16 protein-coding genes are annotated in these 17,547 nt (G+C 57.2%); 8 read left to right on the plus strand and 8 right to left on the minus strand.

Annotation, left to right across the window (positions count from 1 at the left end; translation table 11 throughout):
• Positions 1-29 precede the first annotated feature (29 nt).
• Positions 30-1,439, plus strand: coding sequence for a pyridoxal-dependent decarboxylase (locus tag ACR0NN_RS17525; RefSeq protein WP_170722863.1), 1,410 nt, complete (start codon positions 30-32; stop codon positions 1,437-1,439).
• On the opposite strand, the gene ACR0NN_RS17530 is transcribed toward ACR0NN_RS17525, so the two are convergent.
• Positions 1,436-2,578: a DUF3095 domain-containing protein gene (locus tag ACR0NN_RS17530; RefSeq protein ID WP_170722861.1), complete on the minus strand. Its 1,143-nt coding sequence runs from the start codon at positions 2,576-2,578 to the stop codon at positions 1,436-1,438. The genes ACR0NN_RS17525 and ACR0NN_RS17530 overlap by 4 nt on opposite strands.
• 144 nt (positions 2,579-2,722) lie before the next feature.
• Here ACR0NN_RS17530 and ACR0NN_RS17535 point away from each other — a divergent pair, with 144 nt between their 5' ends.
• From ACR0NN_RS17535 to ACR0NN_RS17550, 4 genes are all read left to right on the plus strand, one after another.
• Positions 2,723-3,895, plus strand: a complete 1,173-nt coding sequence (locus tag ACR0NN_RS17535) for an MFS transporter (protein WP_170722859.1) — start codon at positions 2,723-2,725, stop codon at positions 3,893-3,895.
• A gap of 15 nt (positions 3,896-3,910) precedes the next feature.
• On the plus strand, positions 3,911-4,945 hold the full coding sequence (locus ACR0NN_RS17540; protein ID WP_170722856.1) for a glycosyltransferase family 4 protein: 1,035 nt from the start codon (positions 3,911-3,913) through the stop codon (positions 4,943-4,945).
• A 112-nt stretch (positions 4,946-5,057) separates the two neighbouring features.
• Positions 5,058-6,080 carry an aspartate-semialdehyde dehydrogenase gene (locus ACR0NN_RS17545; RefSeq protein WP_480685220.1) on the plus strand — a complete coding sequence of 341 codons (1,023 nt, stop codon included), beginning with the start codon at positions 5,058-5,060 and terminating at the stop codon, positions 6,078-6,080.
• 130 nt (positions 6,081-6,210) lie between these two features.
• On the plus strand, positions 6,211-7,839 hold the full coding sequence (locus tag ACR0NN_RS17550; protein ID WP_170722846.1) for a DUF4139 domain-containing protein: 1,629 nt from the start codon (positions 6,211-6,213) through the stop codon (positions 7,837-7,839).
• On the opposite strand, the gene ACR0NN_RS17555 is transcribed toward ACR0NN_RS17550, so the two are convergent.
• Complete coding sequence (locus tag ACR0NN_RS17555; protein WP_170722844.1) at positions 7,840-8,376, minus strand: SRPBCC family protein; 537 nt, start codon at positions 8,374-8,376, stop codon at positions 7,840-7,842.
• Positions 8,377-8,479: 103 nt separating this feature from the next.
• The gene (locus ACR0NN_RS17560) at positions 8,480-9,130 is read right to left on the minus strand and encodes a carbonic anhydrase (RefSeq protein WP_170722841.1); all 651 of its coding nucleotides are present in this window, start codon (positions 9,128-9,130) and stop codon (positions 8,480-8,482) included.
• Positions 9,131-9,272: 142 nt separating this feature from the next.
• Between ACR0NN_RS17560 and ACR0NN_RS17565 the strand changes: the two genes are divergently transcribed.
• The 3 genes from ACR0NN_RS17565 to ACR0NN_RS17575 all read left to right on the plus strand — a co-directional run bounded on the left by ACR0NN_RS17565 (position 9,273) and on the right by ACR0NN_RS17575 (position 11,843).
• Positions 9,273-9,662, plus strand: a complete 390-nt coding sequence (locus ACR0NN_RS17565; RefSeq protein WP_170722838.1) for a hypothetical protein — start codon at positions 9,273-9,275, stop codon at positions 9,660-9,662.
• Between the two features lie 64 nt (positions 9,663-9,726).
• Positions 9,727-11,109 carry a M17 family metallopeptidase gene (locus ACR0NN_RS17570; protein WP_170722836.1) on the plus strand — a complete coding sequence of 461 codons (1,383 nt, stop codon included), beginning with the start codon at positions 9,727-9,729 and terminating at the stop codon, positions 11,107-11,109.
• Positions 11,106-11,843: a C40 family peptidase gene (locus ACR0NN_RS17575; RefSeq protein WP_170722833.1), complete on the plus strand. Its 738-nt coding sequence runs from the start codon at positions 11,106-11,108 to the stop codon at positions 11,841-11,843. Before ACR0NN_RS17570 ends, ACR0NN_RS17575 begins: the two co-directional genes overlap by 4 nt.
• Here ACR0NN_RS17575 and ACR0NN_RS17580 read toward each other — a convergent pair.
• From ACR0NN_RS17580 to ACR0NN_RS17600, 5 genes are all read right to left on the minus strand, one after another.
• Positions 11,840-12,190 (minus strand): DUF2794 domain-containing protein, encoded by a 351-nt coding sequence (locus ACR0NN_RS17580; protein WP_170722830.1) that lies wholly within the window; start codon positions 12,188-12,190, stop codon positions 11,840-11,842. The genes ACR0NN_RS17575 and ACR0NN_RS17580 overlap by 4 nt on opposite strands.
• A gap of 78 nt (positions 12,191-12,268) precedes the next feature.
• On the minus strand, positions 12,269-13,933 hold the full coding sequence (locus tag ACR0NN_RS17585) for an ABC transporter permease (RefSeq protein WP_170722828.1): 1,665 nt from the start codon (positions 13,931-13,933) through the stop codon (positions 12,269-12,271).
• Between the two features lie 104 nt (positions 13,934-14,037).
• On the minus strand, positions 14,038-15,234 hold the full coding sequence (locus ACR0NN_RS17590) for an acyl-CoA synthetase family protein (protein WP_170722823.1): 1,197 nt from the start codon (positions 15,232-15,234) through the stop codon (positions 14,038-14,040).
• 19 nt (positions 15,235-15,253) lie between these two features.
• Positions 15,254-16,087, minus strand: coding sequence for an ABC transporter ATP-binding protein (locus ACR0NN_RS17595; RefSeq protein WP_170722821.1), 834 nt, complete (start codon positions 16,085-16,087; stop codon positions 15,254-15,256).
• A 108-nt stretch (positions 16,088-16,195) separates the two neighbouring features.
• Complete coding sequence (locus ACR0NN_RS17600; RefSeq protein WP_170722819.1) at positions 16,196-17,479, minus strand: ABC transporter substrate-binding protein; 1,284 nt, start codon at positions 17,477-17,479, stop codon at positions 16,196-16,198.
• Positions 17,480-17,547 lie beyond the last annotated feature (68 nt).

Genomic DNA, 17,547 nt, shown 5'->3' on the forward strand with positions numbered 1-17,547 from the left:
CCTACGTGAAGGTCTTTGGGGGGCACAAGATGAATTGGAATGAATTCTCCGATTGGGGCAAGAAGGTCGCCGAGTGGACGCAGGACTATCACCTGACGGTTGGCGACAAACCTGTCCGTGCCAGGACCGAGCCGGGCGATATCCTGAACGCTTTGCCTGCGCACCCGCCTGAACGGGCCGAGCCAATCGAAGATATCTTTCGCGATTTCGAAGACATCGTAATGCCCGGCATCACCCATTGGCAGCACCCTCGGTTCTTCGCCTACTTTAACTCGAACGCTTCGGCCCCGTCGGTGCTGGCAGAGTTCCTCGCCAGTGCGATCGCGCCGCAATGCATGCTATGGCAGACCTCACCCGCCGCGACCGAGATGGAAACCCGGATGATGGACTGGCTGCGCGAGGCACTGGACCTGCCCAGTGGATTTGCGGGGGTCATTCAGGATTCGGCCTCATCTGCAACGCTGGCGGCTGTGCTGACCATGCGCGAAAAAGCGATGAATTGGCAGGGGAACACCCAAGGTCTGTTCGGCCAAAAACCCCTGCGCATTTATTGTTCTTCCGAGGTTCATACCTCGATCGACCGTGCAATCTGGGTTGCCGGAATCGGACAAGACAATTTGGTGCGCATCCCGGCGCAAGGCGACTGGCGTGGGATGGATCCAGAAGCGCTGGAGGCGGCTATTCAAGCCGATTTATACTCTGGTTTTCAACCAACGGGCGTGATCCTTTGTGTTGGCGGAACGGGAACCGGTGCAACTGATCCGGTGGATCGCTGCCTTGAGATCACACAGAAATATGGCCTGTATTCCCATGTCGATGCCGCTTGGGCCGGGTCAGCGATGATCTGCCCGGAATACCGTCACTATTGGCCAGGGATCGATCAGGCTGACAGCATCGTGTTCAATCCCCACAAGTGGCTCGGCGTTCAGTTCGATTGCTGCGCGCATTTCCTGAGAAATCCCGATGATCTGGTCCGTACGCTGGCTATCAGCCCGGAATATCTGAAGACACATGGCAAAGACGGGATCATCAACTATTCGGAATGGTCGGTGCCGTTGGGCCGCCGATTCCGCGCGCTGAAGCTGTGGTTTGTCATCCGGGCCTATGGGCTGGAAGGGCTGAGGCAACGGCTGCGCAATCACGTCAACTGGTCGGTCGAACTGCATGATCGGCTGGCGTCCGAGCCGGATTTTCGGATCGTGACGCCCCCGATGTGGTCGCTGTGGACTTTCCGGTATGAGCCTGAAGGCGACACGAATCTGGACGATCTGAACCTACGCTTGGTGAATACAATCAATGATGACGGGCGGATATATCTGACCCAGACCCGTGTGGACGGTGATCTGGTCATCCGCTTTCAGGCCGGTCAATTCGAAACCACTGAAAAGGACGTCATGATGGCCTATGACGTCATCACCGAGATTGCGCGGAGGCTTTAACTCCGCATCGATGCCGCGGCCTGAGCATACCCGCCCGACGCCCCGTCAACGAAATGCACATGGTCATCGCGCATGGCCGAGGGCACAAAGCATGTCATCATCGCCTCTTGCTGGGCATGCAGTCCGTATCGGATTTTTCCCTCTGCCTGCGCGTCGTCCAGCATTTGGGCGAGCTGCCTCAGCGTCTCTGGGTCACAATCCAGGGTCATCTTCAGCCCGTCATCGAACTTGCGAAAATCCGCATTGCGGCTGACCATTTCTTTGTAATGATTGGGTTCGAATTGACCCAGGCGCAGGCCGGTTTTGAACAGCAAACCGATCAGCATGTTGCCAATTGTCAGACGGACTTTCTGCAACAGCAAGTTGCGCCCAGCGCGCGAGACATGGGCGTCAATGTCAACGCCTGGCGGTGGCCAGCTCATCGGTGGTCCTTTAGGTGGCACCGGGTGGCCAGCACGCTCTAACCCTTCGGCCAAGGACAGAACGGATTGGGTCAGAGCGGCAAAATCTGCCTCAGTAGACTCTGTTGTTGGTTGTATGACCAGCGACACGATCTGACCAAGCCGCGCCGGGCTGTTGGACCAGCGACATGACAGGCCGGTCAGATCTGGCTGCGCGTCGGGGCCAGCGGGTTTAACGGCCGATAGACCGGATTTCATCTGCGCTTCGGCCCAAGCCAGTCCACCACCCGTGAACATCGCATAATCAACCCCAGTGGACGGTGCATAGCGGGCCACGCGCAGATCGCGACCGGCGGCGCGAATGTCGGCCACCGAAACCAGCGCCGCGCGTAGCGCAATATTGAACTCAGCCTCTGCCCAGCTTTGCAATGCCGCCAATGTTTCCCGTGCGGTTTCAGTATCTTCGCTAGGCACTGCAAACCCGGCACCGTCCCCGCCAAAAACATAGGGGAAGTCACGACCGCTCAGCGCATTGATCATTCCTGAAATCACCGCGGCCCCAACCATGTTGACGGTCTTGTACCGACCGCGCGCGATCTCGCCGGTCGAGTCCACGATATCCGCCACACCCATGACCCAGGTATCTGGCAAAGGTATGAACTGCGCTGGATCGCTGAGGCTCAGGAAACTGTCGGAAATGGGTACGGAATCATAGAATACTGAATCTGAAGAGGTCATGGCTCTCTCTGAAAATCCTAAAACTGATCTGAAGATAGCCCAAAGTTGACAGATGTCTGCCCCTACTGAAGCGAGCCGCGCTTGTGCAGGTCTGGTTGACGTGCGAAGCATCGCTGCAGGGCATTCAGGCAGAGAGGGCGCTAGATGCAGGCAGGATTGGTTGTATTATGTCTGGCTTATGTCCTCAGCCAGTTCTTTCGTGCGTTCTTAGCCGTGCTCACCAGCGATTTGGGCCGGGATATCGGGGCCACGCCCGAAGACCTCGCCTTTGCTTCGGGCCTTTGGTTTCTAGTCTTTGCGGCAATGCAAATACCCGTGGGTTGGGCACTGGATCGTGTTGGCCCAAGGCGAAGTTCGGCGCTATTGCTGTTGATCGGCGGCGCGGGTGGCGCGGGTCTGTTCGCGGTCGCCACTACTCCACTCCATGTCGCGTTGGCCATGGCCCTGATCGGCGTGGGATGCTCACCCGTTCTGATGGCGTCTTACTACATCTTCGCGCGTGAGTTTCCGCCGGCCAAATTTGCAACCCTTGCCGCCGTAATGCTGGGTGTGGGGTCTGTCGGCAATCTGGTCGCCTCATACCCCACAGCGCTGGCGGTTGAATTGATGGGCTGGCGTGCAACGCTGGCTGGGCTGGCGATCATATCGGGCGCGGTGGCTTTAGGCATTTGGATTACAGTTCATGATCCCAATCGTGTCGAGTCCGAGCACAAAGGATCCGTGCTGGACCTGCTGAAAGAACCCGCTCTTTGGGCGATCCTTCCGCTGATGTTGGTGGCTTACGCGCCCTCTGCCGCGCTGCGCGGGCTTTGGGCCGGTCCCTACCTACGCGATGTTTTTGCACTGAATACGACGCAGATTGGCCAGGCAACTCTGATCATGGGGGCTGCGATGATTGCCGGCACCTTTGCGTACGGGCCGATGGATCGCATTCTGAAGACGCGCAAATGGGTGATATTCGGCGGCAATAGCCTAGGGTCGATCGCTTTGGTGCTGCTGTGCTTATGGATTGATCAAGGCATTTGGATATCCATTCTACTGCTCGCTGTGATTGGCTTTCTGGGCGCGAGCTTTCCAGTGATCATGGCCCATGGGCGGGCCTTTGTGCCCCCTCATCTGGTCGGGCGCGGAGTCACGTTGCTGAACCTCTTCGGCATCGGGGGCGTTGGGCTGGCGCAATTTGCAACCGGGCGTATCCATGCAGCCAGCACGGGGATTGATCCCTCAGCGCCATATATCGCGATCTTCAGCTTTTTCGCCGCCACTCTTGCCATTGGATGCGTGATCTATCTATTCAGTCGGGACAGCGTAGACTGAAGCCGGAGACCGCTCGTGCAGGACATTGAGGTGATCGCGCCCAATCTGAAGCATTCCTTGTCGGGCGTGACAACCACGATCGTCCGACTGCTGCCGATCCAGGAGAAGATGATCACCATTCGCGCTACAGGCCCCGGTTTGCCAGCGGATTTACCCCATATCAGGCTCTGGAAACTGCTGTTTCTGCCCAATCGCAAACGGGTTTGGCATGCGCGCCGAAACACTGAGATGCTGATGGGCCTGATCCTGCGCAACCTATTTCGGCGCAAGTATAAACTGCTGTTCACCTCAGCTGCACAGCGGGATCACTCGGGGTTCACCAAGGGTCTGATCCGTAAAATGGACGCGCTGATCGCCACCACGCCTCAGGCGGCTTCATTTCTGGAACACCCCGCGACCGTCATCATGCATGGCGTCAATACCGAGCTGTTCCATCCAACCGAGGACCAGCACGCCCTGCGCCAAAAGCTCGACTTGCCGGATGGGCTGCTCATCGGCTGCTTTGGCCGCATCCGCCCTCAGAAAGGGGTCGACCTGCTGGTTGATGCCGCTTTGCAGGTTTTGCCCAAACATCCAGATGCGCACGTGATCTTCACCGGGCGCGCCACGAACGAATTCGAAGCGTTTCAGGCCGAGCAGGTACAAAAGCTGAAAGATGCTGGGTTGGACGACCGTGTTCATTTTCTGGGTGAGCGCCCCTGGGATGAGATCGTCGAGACCTACCGCGCGCTGGACCTATTCGTCGCTCCGGCGCGACACGAAGGCTTTGGTCTCACGCCGCTTGAAGCAATGGCCTCGGGCGTTCCGGCAATAGCGTGCCACGGAGTTGGCGCGTTCAGCGCGCAGATCAAGGATGGTAAGACAGGGCGTTTGGTTGAAAAAGACAACGCTCAAGCCTTGGCACAAGCGCTAGAAGACATGTTGAAGGACCGCGCAGCATTGGCCGCTGCGGGGCAAACTGCGCGCGCGCATGTGGAACAGAATTTTCGAATCGAAGGCGAAGCAAAGGCGATCGTTAAGGTGTATCGCCGCCTTCTGGACGAGTCCTAATCACCAGCAATCACGACAAATCGGTTTGAGCGGGTAAAATATACCTCAATAGCCCTTTTTTCTTCGCCGCAACGCAGCTATGAACGCGCGTCCTTAACTTTGGAGACATGAAATGGGCTATCGCGTCGTCGTCGTCGGCGCCACGGGTAACGTGGGCCGCGAAATGCTGAACATCCTGGCTGAGCGCCAGTTCCCTGTCGATGAACTTGCTGCACTGGCAAGCCGTCGTTCTTTGGGGACCGAGGTGACTTTTGGCGACAAGACCCTCACGACCAAAGACTTGGACACCTTCGATTTCACCGGCTGGGACATGGCACTGTTTGCTGTGGGATCCGAGGCCACCAAGGTTTACGCCCCCAAGGCGGCAGCGGTTGGCTGCGTGGTGATCGATAACTCGTCGCTCTATCGCTATGACCCGGACATCCCGCTGATCGTGCCGGAATGTAACCCGCAAGCGATCCACGACTACAAAAACAAAAACATCATCGCCAACCCCAATTGCTCGACCGCGCAGATGGTGGTCGCGCTGAAGCCACTGCATGACCGTGCCAAGATCAAGCGTGTGGTTGTATCGACCTATCAATCGGTTTCAGGTGCAGGTAAGGAAGGCATGGATGAGCTTTGGGATCAAACCAAAGCCATCTACAACCCCACGACCGAGGTTGAGCCGAAGAAATTCCAGAAGCAGATCGCTTTCAACGTCATTCCCCAGATCGATGTCTTCATGGAAGACGGTTCGACCAAGGAAGAATGGAAGATGGTTGTCGAAACCAAAAAGATCGTCGATCCGTCGATCAAGGTCACCGCAACCTGCGTCCGCGTTCCCGTGTTCGTTGGCCATTCCGAGGCCGTAAATATCGAGTTCGAGGAATTCCTGGACGAAGACGAAGCCCGCGACATCCTGCGTGAGGCACCAGGTATCATGGTGATCGACAAGCGCGAAGCGGGCGGCTACGTCTCGCCCATCGAGTGCGCAGGCGACTTTGCAACGTTCATCAGCCGTATCCGTCAGGACTCGACCATTGAGAACGGCCTGAACCTGTGGTGTGTGTCCGACAACCTGCGCAAAGGCGCGGCCTTGAACGCCGTACAAATCGCAGAACTGCTGGGCCGTGAGGTTCTGAAGAAGGGTTGAGGTTTTTTAATAAATTGACGCGATCGGGCCGCTTCGAAAGAAGCGGCCCGAATTGTATTTGAGGCTTGTCATCGCCGGAATAGCCTGCAACTTTTGCGGGAAGCTTACGCCCTATTCCATGTGAGATTTCATGAGACAGTTTCTTTTCCTGCTAGCCATTGCCCCAACACTTGCTCAATCCGAAACCTTTACCATCGAAACCAAAGTGAGCGAAGTCACTGTTTATCCGGAAGGGGCCGAGATTATCAGAACCGGAGCATTTGACATCCCGGCGGGTCAGCATCGTCTGGTTCTGTTGGGAATCCCAAACGCAGATTTTGATACACAGCTTTCGACCATGCAGATTGATGCTGCAGGGCTAACGCAAACCGCGTTGATCGTCCGGAGCGATGATGTGCCCTGGCATGATTATGTCAGCGGTGAGGTGAAAGCCGCCGAACAGCGCGTCGAAGACATCGAAACTCTTATCGTGGCCGTTCATGACCGTGCAGAAACAGCCTTGTTGAAGGCCGAAGCCGCGCGCCATAAGATCGCGTTTTTGACCAATCTTGGCGGAAACGAGGGTTTAACGGGATCAGGCGCCGCTGGGCTGCGCGAGATCGCGCGTATGATCGGCTACGAAAGCCTTTCCGCCGAAGAAACCGTTCAGACTGCCGAGATCGAAGCGCGGAGCATCCGCAAGGAACTGATTGAACTGCACCTTGAGCTTGAAGCGGCGAAGGCCGACCTCGCCGCTTTGGTGCCAGAAACCGATGAACGCTTGTTTGTTGCAGTGGATATTGTCGTTGGGAATGACACTGTAGGCGCTATTTCAGTGTCTTATCTTGACTTTTATTCGGCAAACTGGGTGCCCGGCTATGAATTCGATCTGACGACTGGAGACACTCCTGAGGTCACGATCAACCGAAAAATCCGGGTCAATCAGAACACGGGCGAAAATTGGAAAGAGATCACGTTGCATGTTTCGACGCTGCAACCGGTCGGCCAGAACAGCGCCTCATCGCTTTATCCGCGCCGCAGATCTTTCCGGGAGAGGCCCAAGGCCAGGGCCGGTATCGCGAGCCTTGCTGAACCGGTCGTCGAAGCACCTGTAGTTGTCGAAGAAAGCGGCCGCTGGATTCCGAATACGGCGTCAGTTCAAGGCACCGGTATCACCTATACCCTGCCAGAGACGATTTCGGTCGCCAGCGGCTACGAAATCGCAGAGTTCGAACTGGACAGCGAAGTGCAATCCGCTGAAATCTACGCTCTGGCGACCCCGTTGCGGGACAATACCGCCTATCGCACAGCACGCTTCACCAATCCCTACCAACAAAATCTGTTGTCGGCCCCTCTGGCACGATGGAAGGTGGACGGTGTCTTGGTTGCAACCGAAGAATCACTTGAAATCGGCCCGTCGGAAAAGGTCGAAATGGGCTTTGGTCCGCTGCACGGGCTGACCGTAAAACGCCGGATACTCAGCCGCAGCAGCGGTGACACCGGATTGATTTCGATCTCCAATCAGGAGGTCGAACAAGCGCGGATCACTGCCGAAAACCTCACCAACCGCGCATGGCCGTTAAGGATCGTGGATCTTGTACCCTATTCCGAACAGGACGATCTTGAGATCAGCTGGACAGCAAAACCCCGGCCCTCTGAAGAAAACGTCGACGACAAGCGCGGGATTCTTGCATGGGATCTGCAAATTGTGCCAGGCCAGTCCGAAACCATATCGCTGGAAACAACACTCAACTGGCCCGAGGGTATGGTGCTGGACTAATCAGCTCTGCCCCTCAACCAGCCCCTTCAAATTCTCCAATCCACGCTCATAGTCTCCGCCGACCCAGTTATCCATCATCAGACCCATCCAACGGGACATGGGGTTCATGCCCAGTTCAGAGACGAAGCCCCAGGTGACTTGCGTCCCTGACCCTTCGGGCTGCAGCTGGAATGAAGCCGTTGCCGTCCCCATCGGGCCAAAGTCCAGTGCAGTTTGCACCGATTGATCCTGTGTGCTTTCGATGATCTCCTGCGAACCGGTACCGACCTGCGGATTGTCCGAGCTCCAGCTCAGAGTATTGCCAACACCTGCATCCGGGCCGCTGTAGCTTAACTTGGTTTCCGGATCGCGGGACAGCCAAGGGGACCACTTCTCGGTCTCTTGCATGGAATTCACGTAAGGAAAGATTGCCGCGGCCGGAGCATCAATCGTAATGCTGCGCGAAACTTCTGCCTTGCCCGGCAACAAATAAGACACCCCGACAAGCACCAAAATGAGGATAAGCAGGGTGACGAGAATACGTTTAATCAATCGCATGGGTATGATCCGAATCCTGTTAAACAAGAGGATCATATCAAATTATGGCGTGAAATCAGAGCGCTAATCCGATCTTATTCACGCCTCAATCGGCATTTGACCTTCAAACTGCGACGAATTTCTTCTCTTGCGGATCAAAACACTCCAATCCACCTTCACCAATATCAGTCCACAATCCATGCAGGCTGAGCGCACCATCTTCGACCGCTGAGGACACAAAGGGGAAGGTCATCAGGTTTTCCAGCGAGGCCACCACCGCCTGCCGCTCGAACTGACGCGCTTGTTCGACGCCGTCTTCAACATCGGCAACCAACTCGAACTTTGGCTTAAGGATGTCCATCCAGCGGCCCACAAAGCTTTCTTTGGCTTCCAGCTGCGGCGCATGACCTTTGCACATATCAATACAACCTTGCACGCCGCCGCATTGGGAATGGCCCAGAACGATAAGATGCGCGACTTTCAACGCAGTTACGGCGTATTCAATGGCTGCGCTGGTGCCGTGATGGTCACCATCCGGGGCGTAGGGCGGCACCAAATTAGCAATGTTGCGGTGAATAAAGAACTCGCCCTGATCGGCCCCGAAGATCGAAGTTACATGCACCCGACTGTCGCAACAGGAAATCACCATTGCACGGGGGCGCTGGCCCTCGGTCGCCAACCGCCGATACCAGACCTGATTTTCGGAATAGGTGGTTGCCTTCCAACCGTGATACCGTTTCACCAGATAGTTCGGTAAAGGTTTGGCAAATTTCATTCTGTCGTCCCGTTCGCTTGTTTGATCCGTTCTGTAACCTGAATTCTCACAAAATTCGAGACATTATCCCTCTGCCCGGCAACCAATTGCAAAGAGAAATTCGGGCAGAGTAATCCCATGCCGTGGGGGCATATCAATTGGGGTGAATGTGGTGGATAAGATTATCACACTTGAACAGAAGGAATCCGTGCGTCTGGACCCGGACCGCCTGAGCAGCCTGTATCATCAGCTAGGTGATGCCAATGCGATGGATGTAATGTGCCGTACGGTTGAAGAGTTGGCGCTGCGGCTGTCGAATTGCGAACGGTTCTGGCGGCAGCGGGATTGGGTTGGATTGCGCAAATGCGCCAGATCGCTGGTCGCGATATCCGAACAGATCGGCATGACTGCTCTGGCCCGCGTGGCAGGTGACGTTGCCAACACGGTGGATGCCGGCGATGCGGTCGCCACTGGGGCGACATTGGGCCGCCTGATCCGCGTGGGCGAGCGATCTCTAACTGCGATCTGGGATCAGCAGGACTTGTCGGTTTGACGGGGGGTTGCAGGCAGGCTGCAGACGGCTAGTCTGTGCCAAACCTAAATCATCCGAGACACGCATGACACTGTCCTTTGCACCTGACTCAGAACCTTCGCTGCCGCTGCATGTAGTGGCGCAATCTGATCTGGAGGGCTGGCTTGCGGATCAGTCAGATCGCGTGCGCGCGTGGGTCGCAGCAGATGGTTTTTCCGGAGCGCTGGGTCAAACTCTTCTGGTCCCAGGTCCAAAAGGCACGCCAGAATTCGCGCTGGCGGGATATGGCAGCGCGGCGAAACGGGCACGCAAGCGGTTTCCACTGGCTGCGGCGGCGGAGGCGTTGCCCAAGGGCACCTATCACATCGCAACTGGCGTTCCCGACGACGTACTTGAGGCCGAGTGTTTTGGCTGGCTGATGACCGGGTACGTTTTCGACCGCTACGCCGCGCAAAGCGCCGCCACAGCCGCACTGATTGCCCCGGAAGGTATCGATGCGAAGCGGACCGAGATCATGGCCAATGCCGAGGCGTTGACCCGAGATCTCGTCAACACGCCTGCTTCAGACATGGGTCCAGCGCAATTGCAACAGGTGGCAGAAACACTGGCACAGGAATTCGATGCCAGCTTCTCGGTCACTACAGGTGATGCGCTGCTGGACCAGAATTTTCCAATGATCCATGCGGTCGGGCGCGCGGCAGAACAGCCGCCGCGTCTGATCGAGATGAATTGGGGCAACCGCGGACCAAAGCTGACTTTGGTCGGGAAAGGGGTCTGTTTCGACACCGGCGGCTTGAACCTCAAGCCCGGTGCGTCGATGGGATTGATGAAAAAGGATATGGGCGGGGCGGCAAACGTGTTGGGTCTGGCCCGCATGATCATGGCGCTGGAATTGAACGTTCAGCTGCGCGTCTTAATCCCGGCGGTTGAGAATTCGGTCGCAGGCAACGCTTTCCGACCCGGTGATATCCTGACGGCACGAAATGGAATGGCTGTCGAGATCAACAACACCGATGCCGAGGGGCGTCTGGTCTTGGCCGATGCGTTGACGCTGGCACAAGAGGACGCTCCGGACCTGCTGATCTCGATGGCTACACTCACGGGCGCGGCACGTGTTGCGTTAGGCCCCGATTTGGCGCCGTTTTACACTGATGACGACCGGGCTGCCGAAACATTGGCGCGCGCAGGCCAAACAGCCGCCGATCCGGTTTGGCGCCTGCCCTTCCATGAACCCTATGAGGCCATGATCGAGCCTGGGATTGCAGATCTGGACAACGCGCCAGCGGGGGGCTTCGCGGGGTCAATCACTGCCGCGCTGTTCCTGCGCCGGTTTGCCGCCCAAAGCCGCTATCTGCATTTTGATATTTATTCCTGGCAACGCAGCAAAGAGCCCGGCCGCAGCAAGGGTGGTCTGGGTCAAGGCCCGCGCGCCCTATTGACTGCTCTACCAGAGATGCTGGGCCTATGACGCAAGCACGAGTCATCCATCCGGTCACCAACCTGTTGCGCCGCCCCGACGGCCCGCGTGACCGGCAATTGCTGTTTGGTGACGTCGTAACGATTGCGGATGAACAGGACGGGTACAGCAGCGTCACATCCAGCAAGGATGGATATTCAGGATGGATATCGACAGAACACTTAGGGTCGATCGAACCCCAGACCCATTGGATTGTCGCGGCCTCGACCCATGCCTATGAAAAGCCGGATATAAAAAGCCCTGATCAGCTTTCGCTGAGCTTCGGCAGCAAAATCAGGGCGCTGTCAGAACAAGACGGGTTTTTGGAAACGGCGAGCGGATTCATTCCTCGGGTTCACGCCGTGCCCGCCTATTCCCGGCTGACCGATCCCGTTGCGGCGGCCGAGCTGTTTCTTGGTACACCTTATCTTTGGGGCGGCAACAGCCGGTTCGGGCTGGATTGCTCGGGCCTGGTACAGGCCGCGCTGCTGGCATGTGGCATTCCCTGCCCCGGAGACAGCGGCGATCAGGAACGCGAAGTCGGAGAAGTCGTGCCTGCGGGTGAGTCGGCGCGACGGGGGGACCTGTTGTTCTGGAAAGGTCATGTTGCATGGGTCGCGGCCGAGAACCTGCTGCTTCACGCCAACGCCTATCACATGGCCGTTGCGCTTGAACCAATGGATCAGGCGATAGCCCGGATCGCCGCCCAAGGCGACGGGCCGGTTACCGCGCACAAAAGGCTCTAGTCCGGGTCAACGGCGCGGATCAGCTTACGTTCCAAAACCCTCAGAACCGAACGCAGATCGTGCCCGCGTTTCAGAATACGACCATCCATGCCAACGACCGAATACATCCCCTGCCGCATCCGCAGGCGCGGGTGTTTCTCGACCCGATAGATGGGATGTTCAGCCGTCCGACGAAAGATGGAAAATACGGCCATATCCTTCAGATTGGAAATACCATAGTCGCGCCACTCACCGGCGGCGACCATTCGGCCATAGACTGACAGGATTTGAGACATCTCGCGCCGGTCAAACGCGACCGGCATCTGGGCAGAGCCGGACCCGAACCGGCTGGGAGGCTGCATGTTCATATGACAAGCCTTGCCGGAAATCGTCGTTGAATCAAGTCCGACGCTATCTGGGTGTTGTATTTTTGAATCGCTCGCATTCTAGCGCCGTCCGACTTGTCGACAGATCAGGATCACCGGCAATAGCCCAACAGCGAGAATAACCAGTGACGGGACAGCTGCCCCCTCAAGCCGTTCATCCGAGGCAAGGCGATAAGCCTGCACTGCCAGCGTGTCGAAGTTGAATGGCCGCATGATCAATGTCGCGGGCAGTTCTTTCATCACATCGACAAAGACGATCAGCAGTGCCGTCAGAAGTGATGGTGTCAGGATCGGCAAATGCACGCGGCGCAAGGTTCCCAGCGGTGTCTGGCCCAATGATCGCGCTGCGGCATCCATATTGGCGTGTACTGTGCTTTGCCCGCCCTCATAGGCGCTAAGCGCGGCTGCAAGAAACCGCACCATATAGGCCGCAACCAACAGCCAGATCGACCCGGTGACCAGCAAACCCGTGGAAATATCGAAGGTATTGCGCATCCATGCGTCCAGCGCATTGTCAAAACCCGCAAAGGGAACAATCAGACCAACCGCAATCACCCCGCCCGGAACCGCATATCCAAGGCGCGCCACATACCCGGTCATTGCTGAGCCCCGCCCGGGTCTTAGGCGTTGAAAAAACCCAATACAGATCGCAGCGCTTACCGTTACGACCGCAGCTGTTCCAGCCAGGATCAGGGAATTGCGGATAAAGCCCAGGTACCGGGGTGTAAGCAGGTTTTGTTCGGATTCAAGCCCCATCTCAACCAGAATGACGACCGGCAATAAAAACCCAAACACCACCGGGATTACACAAAGAGTGAAGGCACCTACAGCCTGCCAGCCCCGTAATTGGGCGGCTGGCTGCGACCGACCATTTTTGCCTGCCTGATAGTATTTTGCCTTCCCCCGCTGAGTGCGTTCGGTCACTGCCATGACCAGCGCGAAAGCCAGCAAGCAAAGGGCTAGCTGCGCCGCTGCCGCCCGGTCCGCCATCGAAAACCAACTGGTGTAGATGCCAGTGGCAAAGGTCTGAACTCCGAAATAGGCGACGGTGCCGAAATCAGCGATGGTCTCCATCACTGCAAGCAAGACACCCCCGGCAATCGCCGGGCGCGCCATGGGCAGGGACACCCGCCAGAACGCATGCCAAGGCCCGTTGCCCAGCGCGCGCGCCGCTAGAAAAGCCGTAGCACTTTGCTGCAGGAATGCCGCACGCGCCAACAAGTAGACATAAGGATAAAGCACGAGGATCAGCATCACAGCCGCACCCTCGGTCGAGCGGATCTCGGGGAACCAATAGTCACGCGGGCCCCAGCCTGTCACATCACGCAGCGTAGATTGGACAATTCCGGGATGGTCGAGGATGAACGTATACGCGTAGGCCAGAACGTAGGCCGGGAAGGCCAATGGCAGTACCAAAGCGATTTCAAGGAACCTGACCCCCGGAAACCGTGTCATCGTGACCAGCCAAGCCGCCCCAACTCCGATCGAGAATGTACCCGCAGCCACCAGCACCACAAGGACAGCCGTCGTCAGTGCATATCTCGGTAACACAGTCTCTAACAAATGAGATACCGTATCCGTCCCACCGGTGACGGCCGCCAGAACAACGGCCACCATTGGCAAAAGACAGGCCGCTGCCACTGCATACGAAACGGCTGCGACGAGCCGCGTGCCAAACGCACCGCGATTGCGTGTTCCGTGTTCTGCGTATTCGATTTCGGCCATGATGCGTGACTGATAGTCCCCGAGGTTCAGCCTTTAATCGACCAAAACGCTAAGAAACACCAGTGCAGCGCGCAACAAATCTACGGCATACGCTACCGCAGGTGTTACTCATAGACACGCTGATCCTCGATCACCAACCCGTCTTTGGGCAGTGAGCCCGGCGCCACAACCTCGATGGCGCCTTTGAGTTTGAGCACCTCAACAACCGATTTGGCGTAAGCGTTGTCATTTTCGCGCGGGCTCTCGATCTGGACGGTCATGGTGTCCATCTCACCTTGGCGGGCGGCAATTACGCGGGCCTTGACGATTTCATCATGCTTTTCAACCAACGCTGCAACCTGTTCTGGTCTGACAAACATGCCCTTGATTTTGGTCGTCTGATCAGCACGACCCATCCAGCCCTTGATCCGCAAATTCGTGCGGCCACAAGGTGACTCTCCGGGCATGATCGCTGACAGATCGCCGGTGGCAAAGCGGATCAACGGATAGTCGGGGTTGAGCGTAGTCACCACAACCTCGCCCACTTCTCCGGGGACAACCGGCGTGCCGGTGCCGGGGGTGACAATCTCGACGATCACATGCTCGTCGATGATCATCCCCTCCATCGCAGGGCTTTCATAAGCGATGTTGCCAAGATCTGCGGTCGCATAACACTGCAGGCAGCTGATGCCGCGATCCGCGTATTCCTGACGCAAGGATGGAAACAGCGCACCACCCCCTACCGCAGCTTTTGAGAACTTCAGCGCGACACCCATCTCATCTGCTTTATCAAGAATGATCTTAAGGTAATCCGGCGTGCCCGCATAGGCCGTACAGCCCACATCGCGGGCGGCCGTGACTTGCAATTCGGTCTGCCCCGTCCCAGCAGGTAGCACCACGGCCCCAACGGCCCGCGCGCCGCTTTCGAAAATCATACCTGCGGGGGTCAGGTGATAGCCAAAGCAATTCTGTACGATGTCACCCTTAACAACACCCGCCGCATGTAGGAACCGCCCCATTCGCCACCAATCGTGCGTAACACCGCCAGGTTCATAGATTGGGCCCGGGCTTTGAAATATGTGCGCGACATTTGCGGTGTAGATACCCCCGAAAGGAGGGTTTTCGGTCTGCCAAGCACTCAGATCCGACTTACGTAGAACCGGAAGCCCACTAAGTTCAGACAGGTCATGAACATCGTGATCTGTAATCCTGCATGCGCCCGGAACAGACGCCGCGCGAGTCAACTGTGCCTGCAGAGCTTTGAGTTGATCAGCGGCGCGTTCGTCGGCGGATCGGGTTTCAAGCTTATCGAAATAGGTCATCGAAATATCCTCCACCCGCTTACAGCCATCTCTTGCGGCGGCGGTATGAACGCACGTCACGAAAGCTTTTGCGGCCTTCGTCTGACATGCCGAGATAAAATTCCTTCACGTCCGGATTTTCGCGCAACTCAGCGGCGGGGCCGTCCATCACCACGCGGCCCGATTCCAGGATATAGCCGTAATGGGCAAACCTTAGAGCCACATTTGTGTTCTGTTCAGCCAACAGAAAGGACACGCCTTCCTTCTCGTTCAGATCCTTCACGATGCCGAAAATTTCTTCGACAAGTTGCGGTGCCAGACCCATCGAAGGCTCGTCCAGCAGGATGGTTTCGGGGCGTGACATCAGTGCACGGCCCATCGCGACCATCTGCTGTTCCCCGCCCGAAGTGTATCCGGCCTGCGACCGGCGACGTTCTTTCAGGCGCGGGAAATAACTGTAGACAAGTTCCAGATCCTGTTGGATCGCAGCCGAGCCGTCCTTGCGCGTATATGCGCCGGTTAGCAGGTTTTCTTCGACGGTAAGGTGCTCGAAACAGTGACGGCCCTCCATCACCTGAATAACGCCCTTTTCCACCAGATCGGCAGGGTCGCTTTCATGCACGCTTTCACCGCGATACTTGATCGAGCCTTTGGTAACCTCACCACGTTCCGAGTGCAGCAGGTTCGATACCGCCTTCAGCGTGGTCGTCTTGCCTGCACCGTTGCCGCCCAGCAAGGCTGTGATGCCGCCTTTGGGAACGGTTAGGCTGACGCCTTTCAGCACGAGGATCACGTGGTTGTAGATCACCTCGATATTGTTGACCTCAAGCAGGGTTTCCGCCTGCACGTCAGTGGTGTGTGCCGCATCCAGCATCAGCGTGTGTCCTCATGCCTGCCCCTTCGGGGCGGTTCGTAAGGAGCGGCAGGCAGACTGCCGCTCCGGATCTTAATGTGTCCCGGATATCCGGAACACTAGGGCAGCTTACTCACAGCGCTGCGAGATGCTGTTTTCAGCCGCGTAAGCGCCCGAGTCTTCTTCGATCAGTGCATTGATCACTTCTGCATCGGTCGGTTTGAAGTCTTGAATCGGGTTCCACGTGCCGGCTGCCGCGTCCCACTGGACGACGCCAACCAGTCCTGGGCCACCATGGTTGTCACAGGACACCGCGAACTCAGGCCCAAACCCGGCCATTCCCAGCCCTTCCATCTTGGCGTTGGTAATATCCAGCGCCTCCATGCCATCGCGCATCATGGATGCGTCAATCTCGGCAGTGCCGTGCATTTCCTGCGCAGTCTTCACCGCTTCGGCCGCCAGCATCGCGGCATAGAGACCACGGTTATACTGAACCGAACCCAGCTGATCGCCCGCGCCTGCGGCCTTGCCTGTATCGACGACATATTTCTTCAAGTCGTCATAGACCGGATAATCGTCGCCCAGACCGGTGAACGTCAGCGCCTTGTAGCCGGTGGCTTTGTCACCAGCTGGCTCCACGTCGAATTCCGCACCCGACCACCAGACACCGATGAAATTCTCCATCGGGAAGCGGATGTTGGCGGCTTCCTGAACCGCAACCTGGTTCATTACGCCCCAGCCCCACATGATCACATAGTCCGGCTTTTCACGACGGATTTGCAGCCACTGCGACTTCTGCTCCTGACCTGGGTGGTCTACGGGCAGCAATGTCAGGTCATAGCCGTGCTTTTCGGCCAGTGTTTCCAGCGTGCGGATCGGCTCTTTGCCGTAGGCCGAGTTGTGGTAGACCAGCGCGATCTTCTTGCCGTTCAGATCTCCGCCATTTTCATCCAGCAGGTAATTGATCGCGCCTGACGCACCGTTCCAGTAGTTGGCTGGATAGTTGAATACATGGCTGAACACCTTGCCGTTCGCAGCGGAGGTCCGGCCATAGCCCATGGTGTGCAGCGGGATGCCATCTGCGGTTACTTTGGGGATCAGCTGATAGGTGATACCGGTCGACAGAGGCTGATAGACCAGAGCACCTTCGCCCTTGGTCGATTCATAGCATTCCACACCTTTTTCAGTGTTATAGCCGGTTTCACATTCGATCACCCGCGCCGGAACACCGCCGATGCCACCGTCGCGTTCGTTCAGCAATGTGAAGTAGTCGGCATATCCGTCCGCAAATGGGATACCGCCAGCCGCATAAGGCCCGGTCCGATAGCTGAGCGACGGGAACACGAGATCGGCCATGACCGGACCTGCGGCCATCACGGCGCCCAGCGCCAGGGTTGCCAGTTTCTTGTTCATCGGGTGTCTCCTCCCTTGGTTGATCCGATGTTAGGTTTCGGGCTTTCCACCCGTTTTATTGATTGGAC

The sequence above is a fragment of the Ruegeria sp. BA2 genome (assembly GCF_056539605.1).

Bases quoted from the DNA above. Each gene is read 5' to 3' on its own strand.
- ACR0NN_RS17525 (WP_170722863.1), top strand. From the start codon at position 30: ATGAATTGGAATGAATTCTCCGATTGGGGCAAGAAGGTCGCCGAGTGG.
- ACR0NN_RS17530 (WP_170722861.1), bottom strand. From the start codon at position 2,578: ATGACCTCTTCAGATTCAGTATTCTATGATTCCGTACCCATTTCCGAC.
- ACR0NN_RS17535 (WP_170722859.1), top strand. From the start codon at position 2,723: ATGCAGGCAGGATTGGTTGTATTATGTCTGGCTTATGTCCTCAGCCAG.
- ACR0NN_RS17545 (WP_480685220.1), top strand. From the start codon at position 5,058: ATGGGCTATCGCGTCGTCGTCGTCGGCGCCACGGGTAACGTGGGCCGC.
- ACR0NN_RS17550 (WP_170722846.1), top strand. From the start codon at position 6,211: ATGAGACAGTTTCTTTTCCTGCTAGCCATTGCCCCAACACTTGCTCAA.
- ACR0NN_RS17555 (WP_170722844.1), bottom strand. From the start codon at position 8,376: ATGCGATTGATTAAACGTATTCTCGTCACCCTGCTTATCCTCATTTTG.
- ACR0NN_RS17560 (WP_170722841.1), bottom strand. From the start codon at position 9,130: ATGAAATTTGCCAAACCTTTACCGAACTATCTGGTGAAACGGTATCAC.
- ACR0NN_RS17570 (WP_170722836.1), top strand. From the start codon at position 9,727: ATGACACTGTCCTTTGCACCTGACTCAGAACCTTCGCTGCCGCTGCAT.
- ACR0NN_RS17575 (WP_170722833.1), top strand. From the start codon at position 11,106: ATGACGCAAGCACGAGTCATCCATCCGGTCACCAACCTGTTGCGCCGC.
- ACR0NN_RS17580 (WP_170722830.1), bottom strand. From the start codon at position 12,190: ATGAACATGCAGCCTCCCAGCCGGTTCGGGTCCGGCTCTGCCCAGATG.
- ACR0NN_RS17585 (WP_170722828.1), bottom strand. From the start codon at position 13,933: ATGGCCGAAATCGAATACGCAGAACACGGAACACGCAATCGCGGTGCG.
- ACR0NN_RS17590 (WP_170722823.1), bottom strand. From the start codon at position 15,234: ATGACCTATTTCGATAAGCTTGAAACCCGATCCGCCGACGAACGCGCC.
- ACR0NN_RS17595 (WP_170722821.1), bottom strand. From the start codon at position 16,087: ATGCTGGATGCGGCACACACCACTGACGTGCAGGCGGAAACCCTGCTT.
- ACR0NN_RS17600 (WP_170722819.1), bottom strand. From the start codon at position 17,479: ATGAACAAGAAACTGGCAACCCTGGCGCTGGGCGCCGTGATGGCCGCA.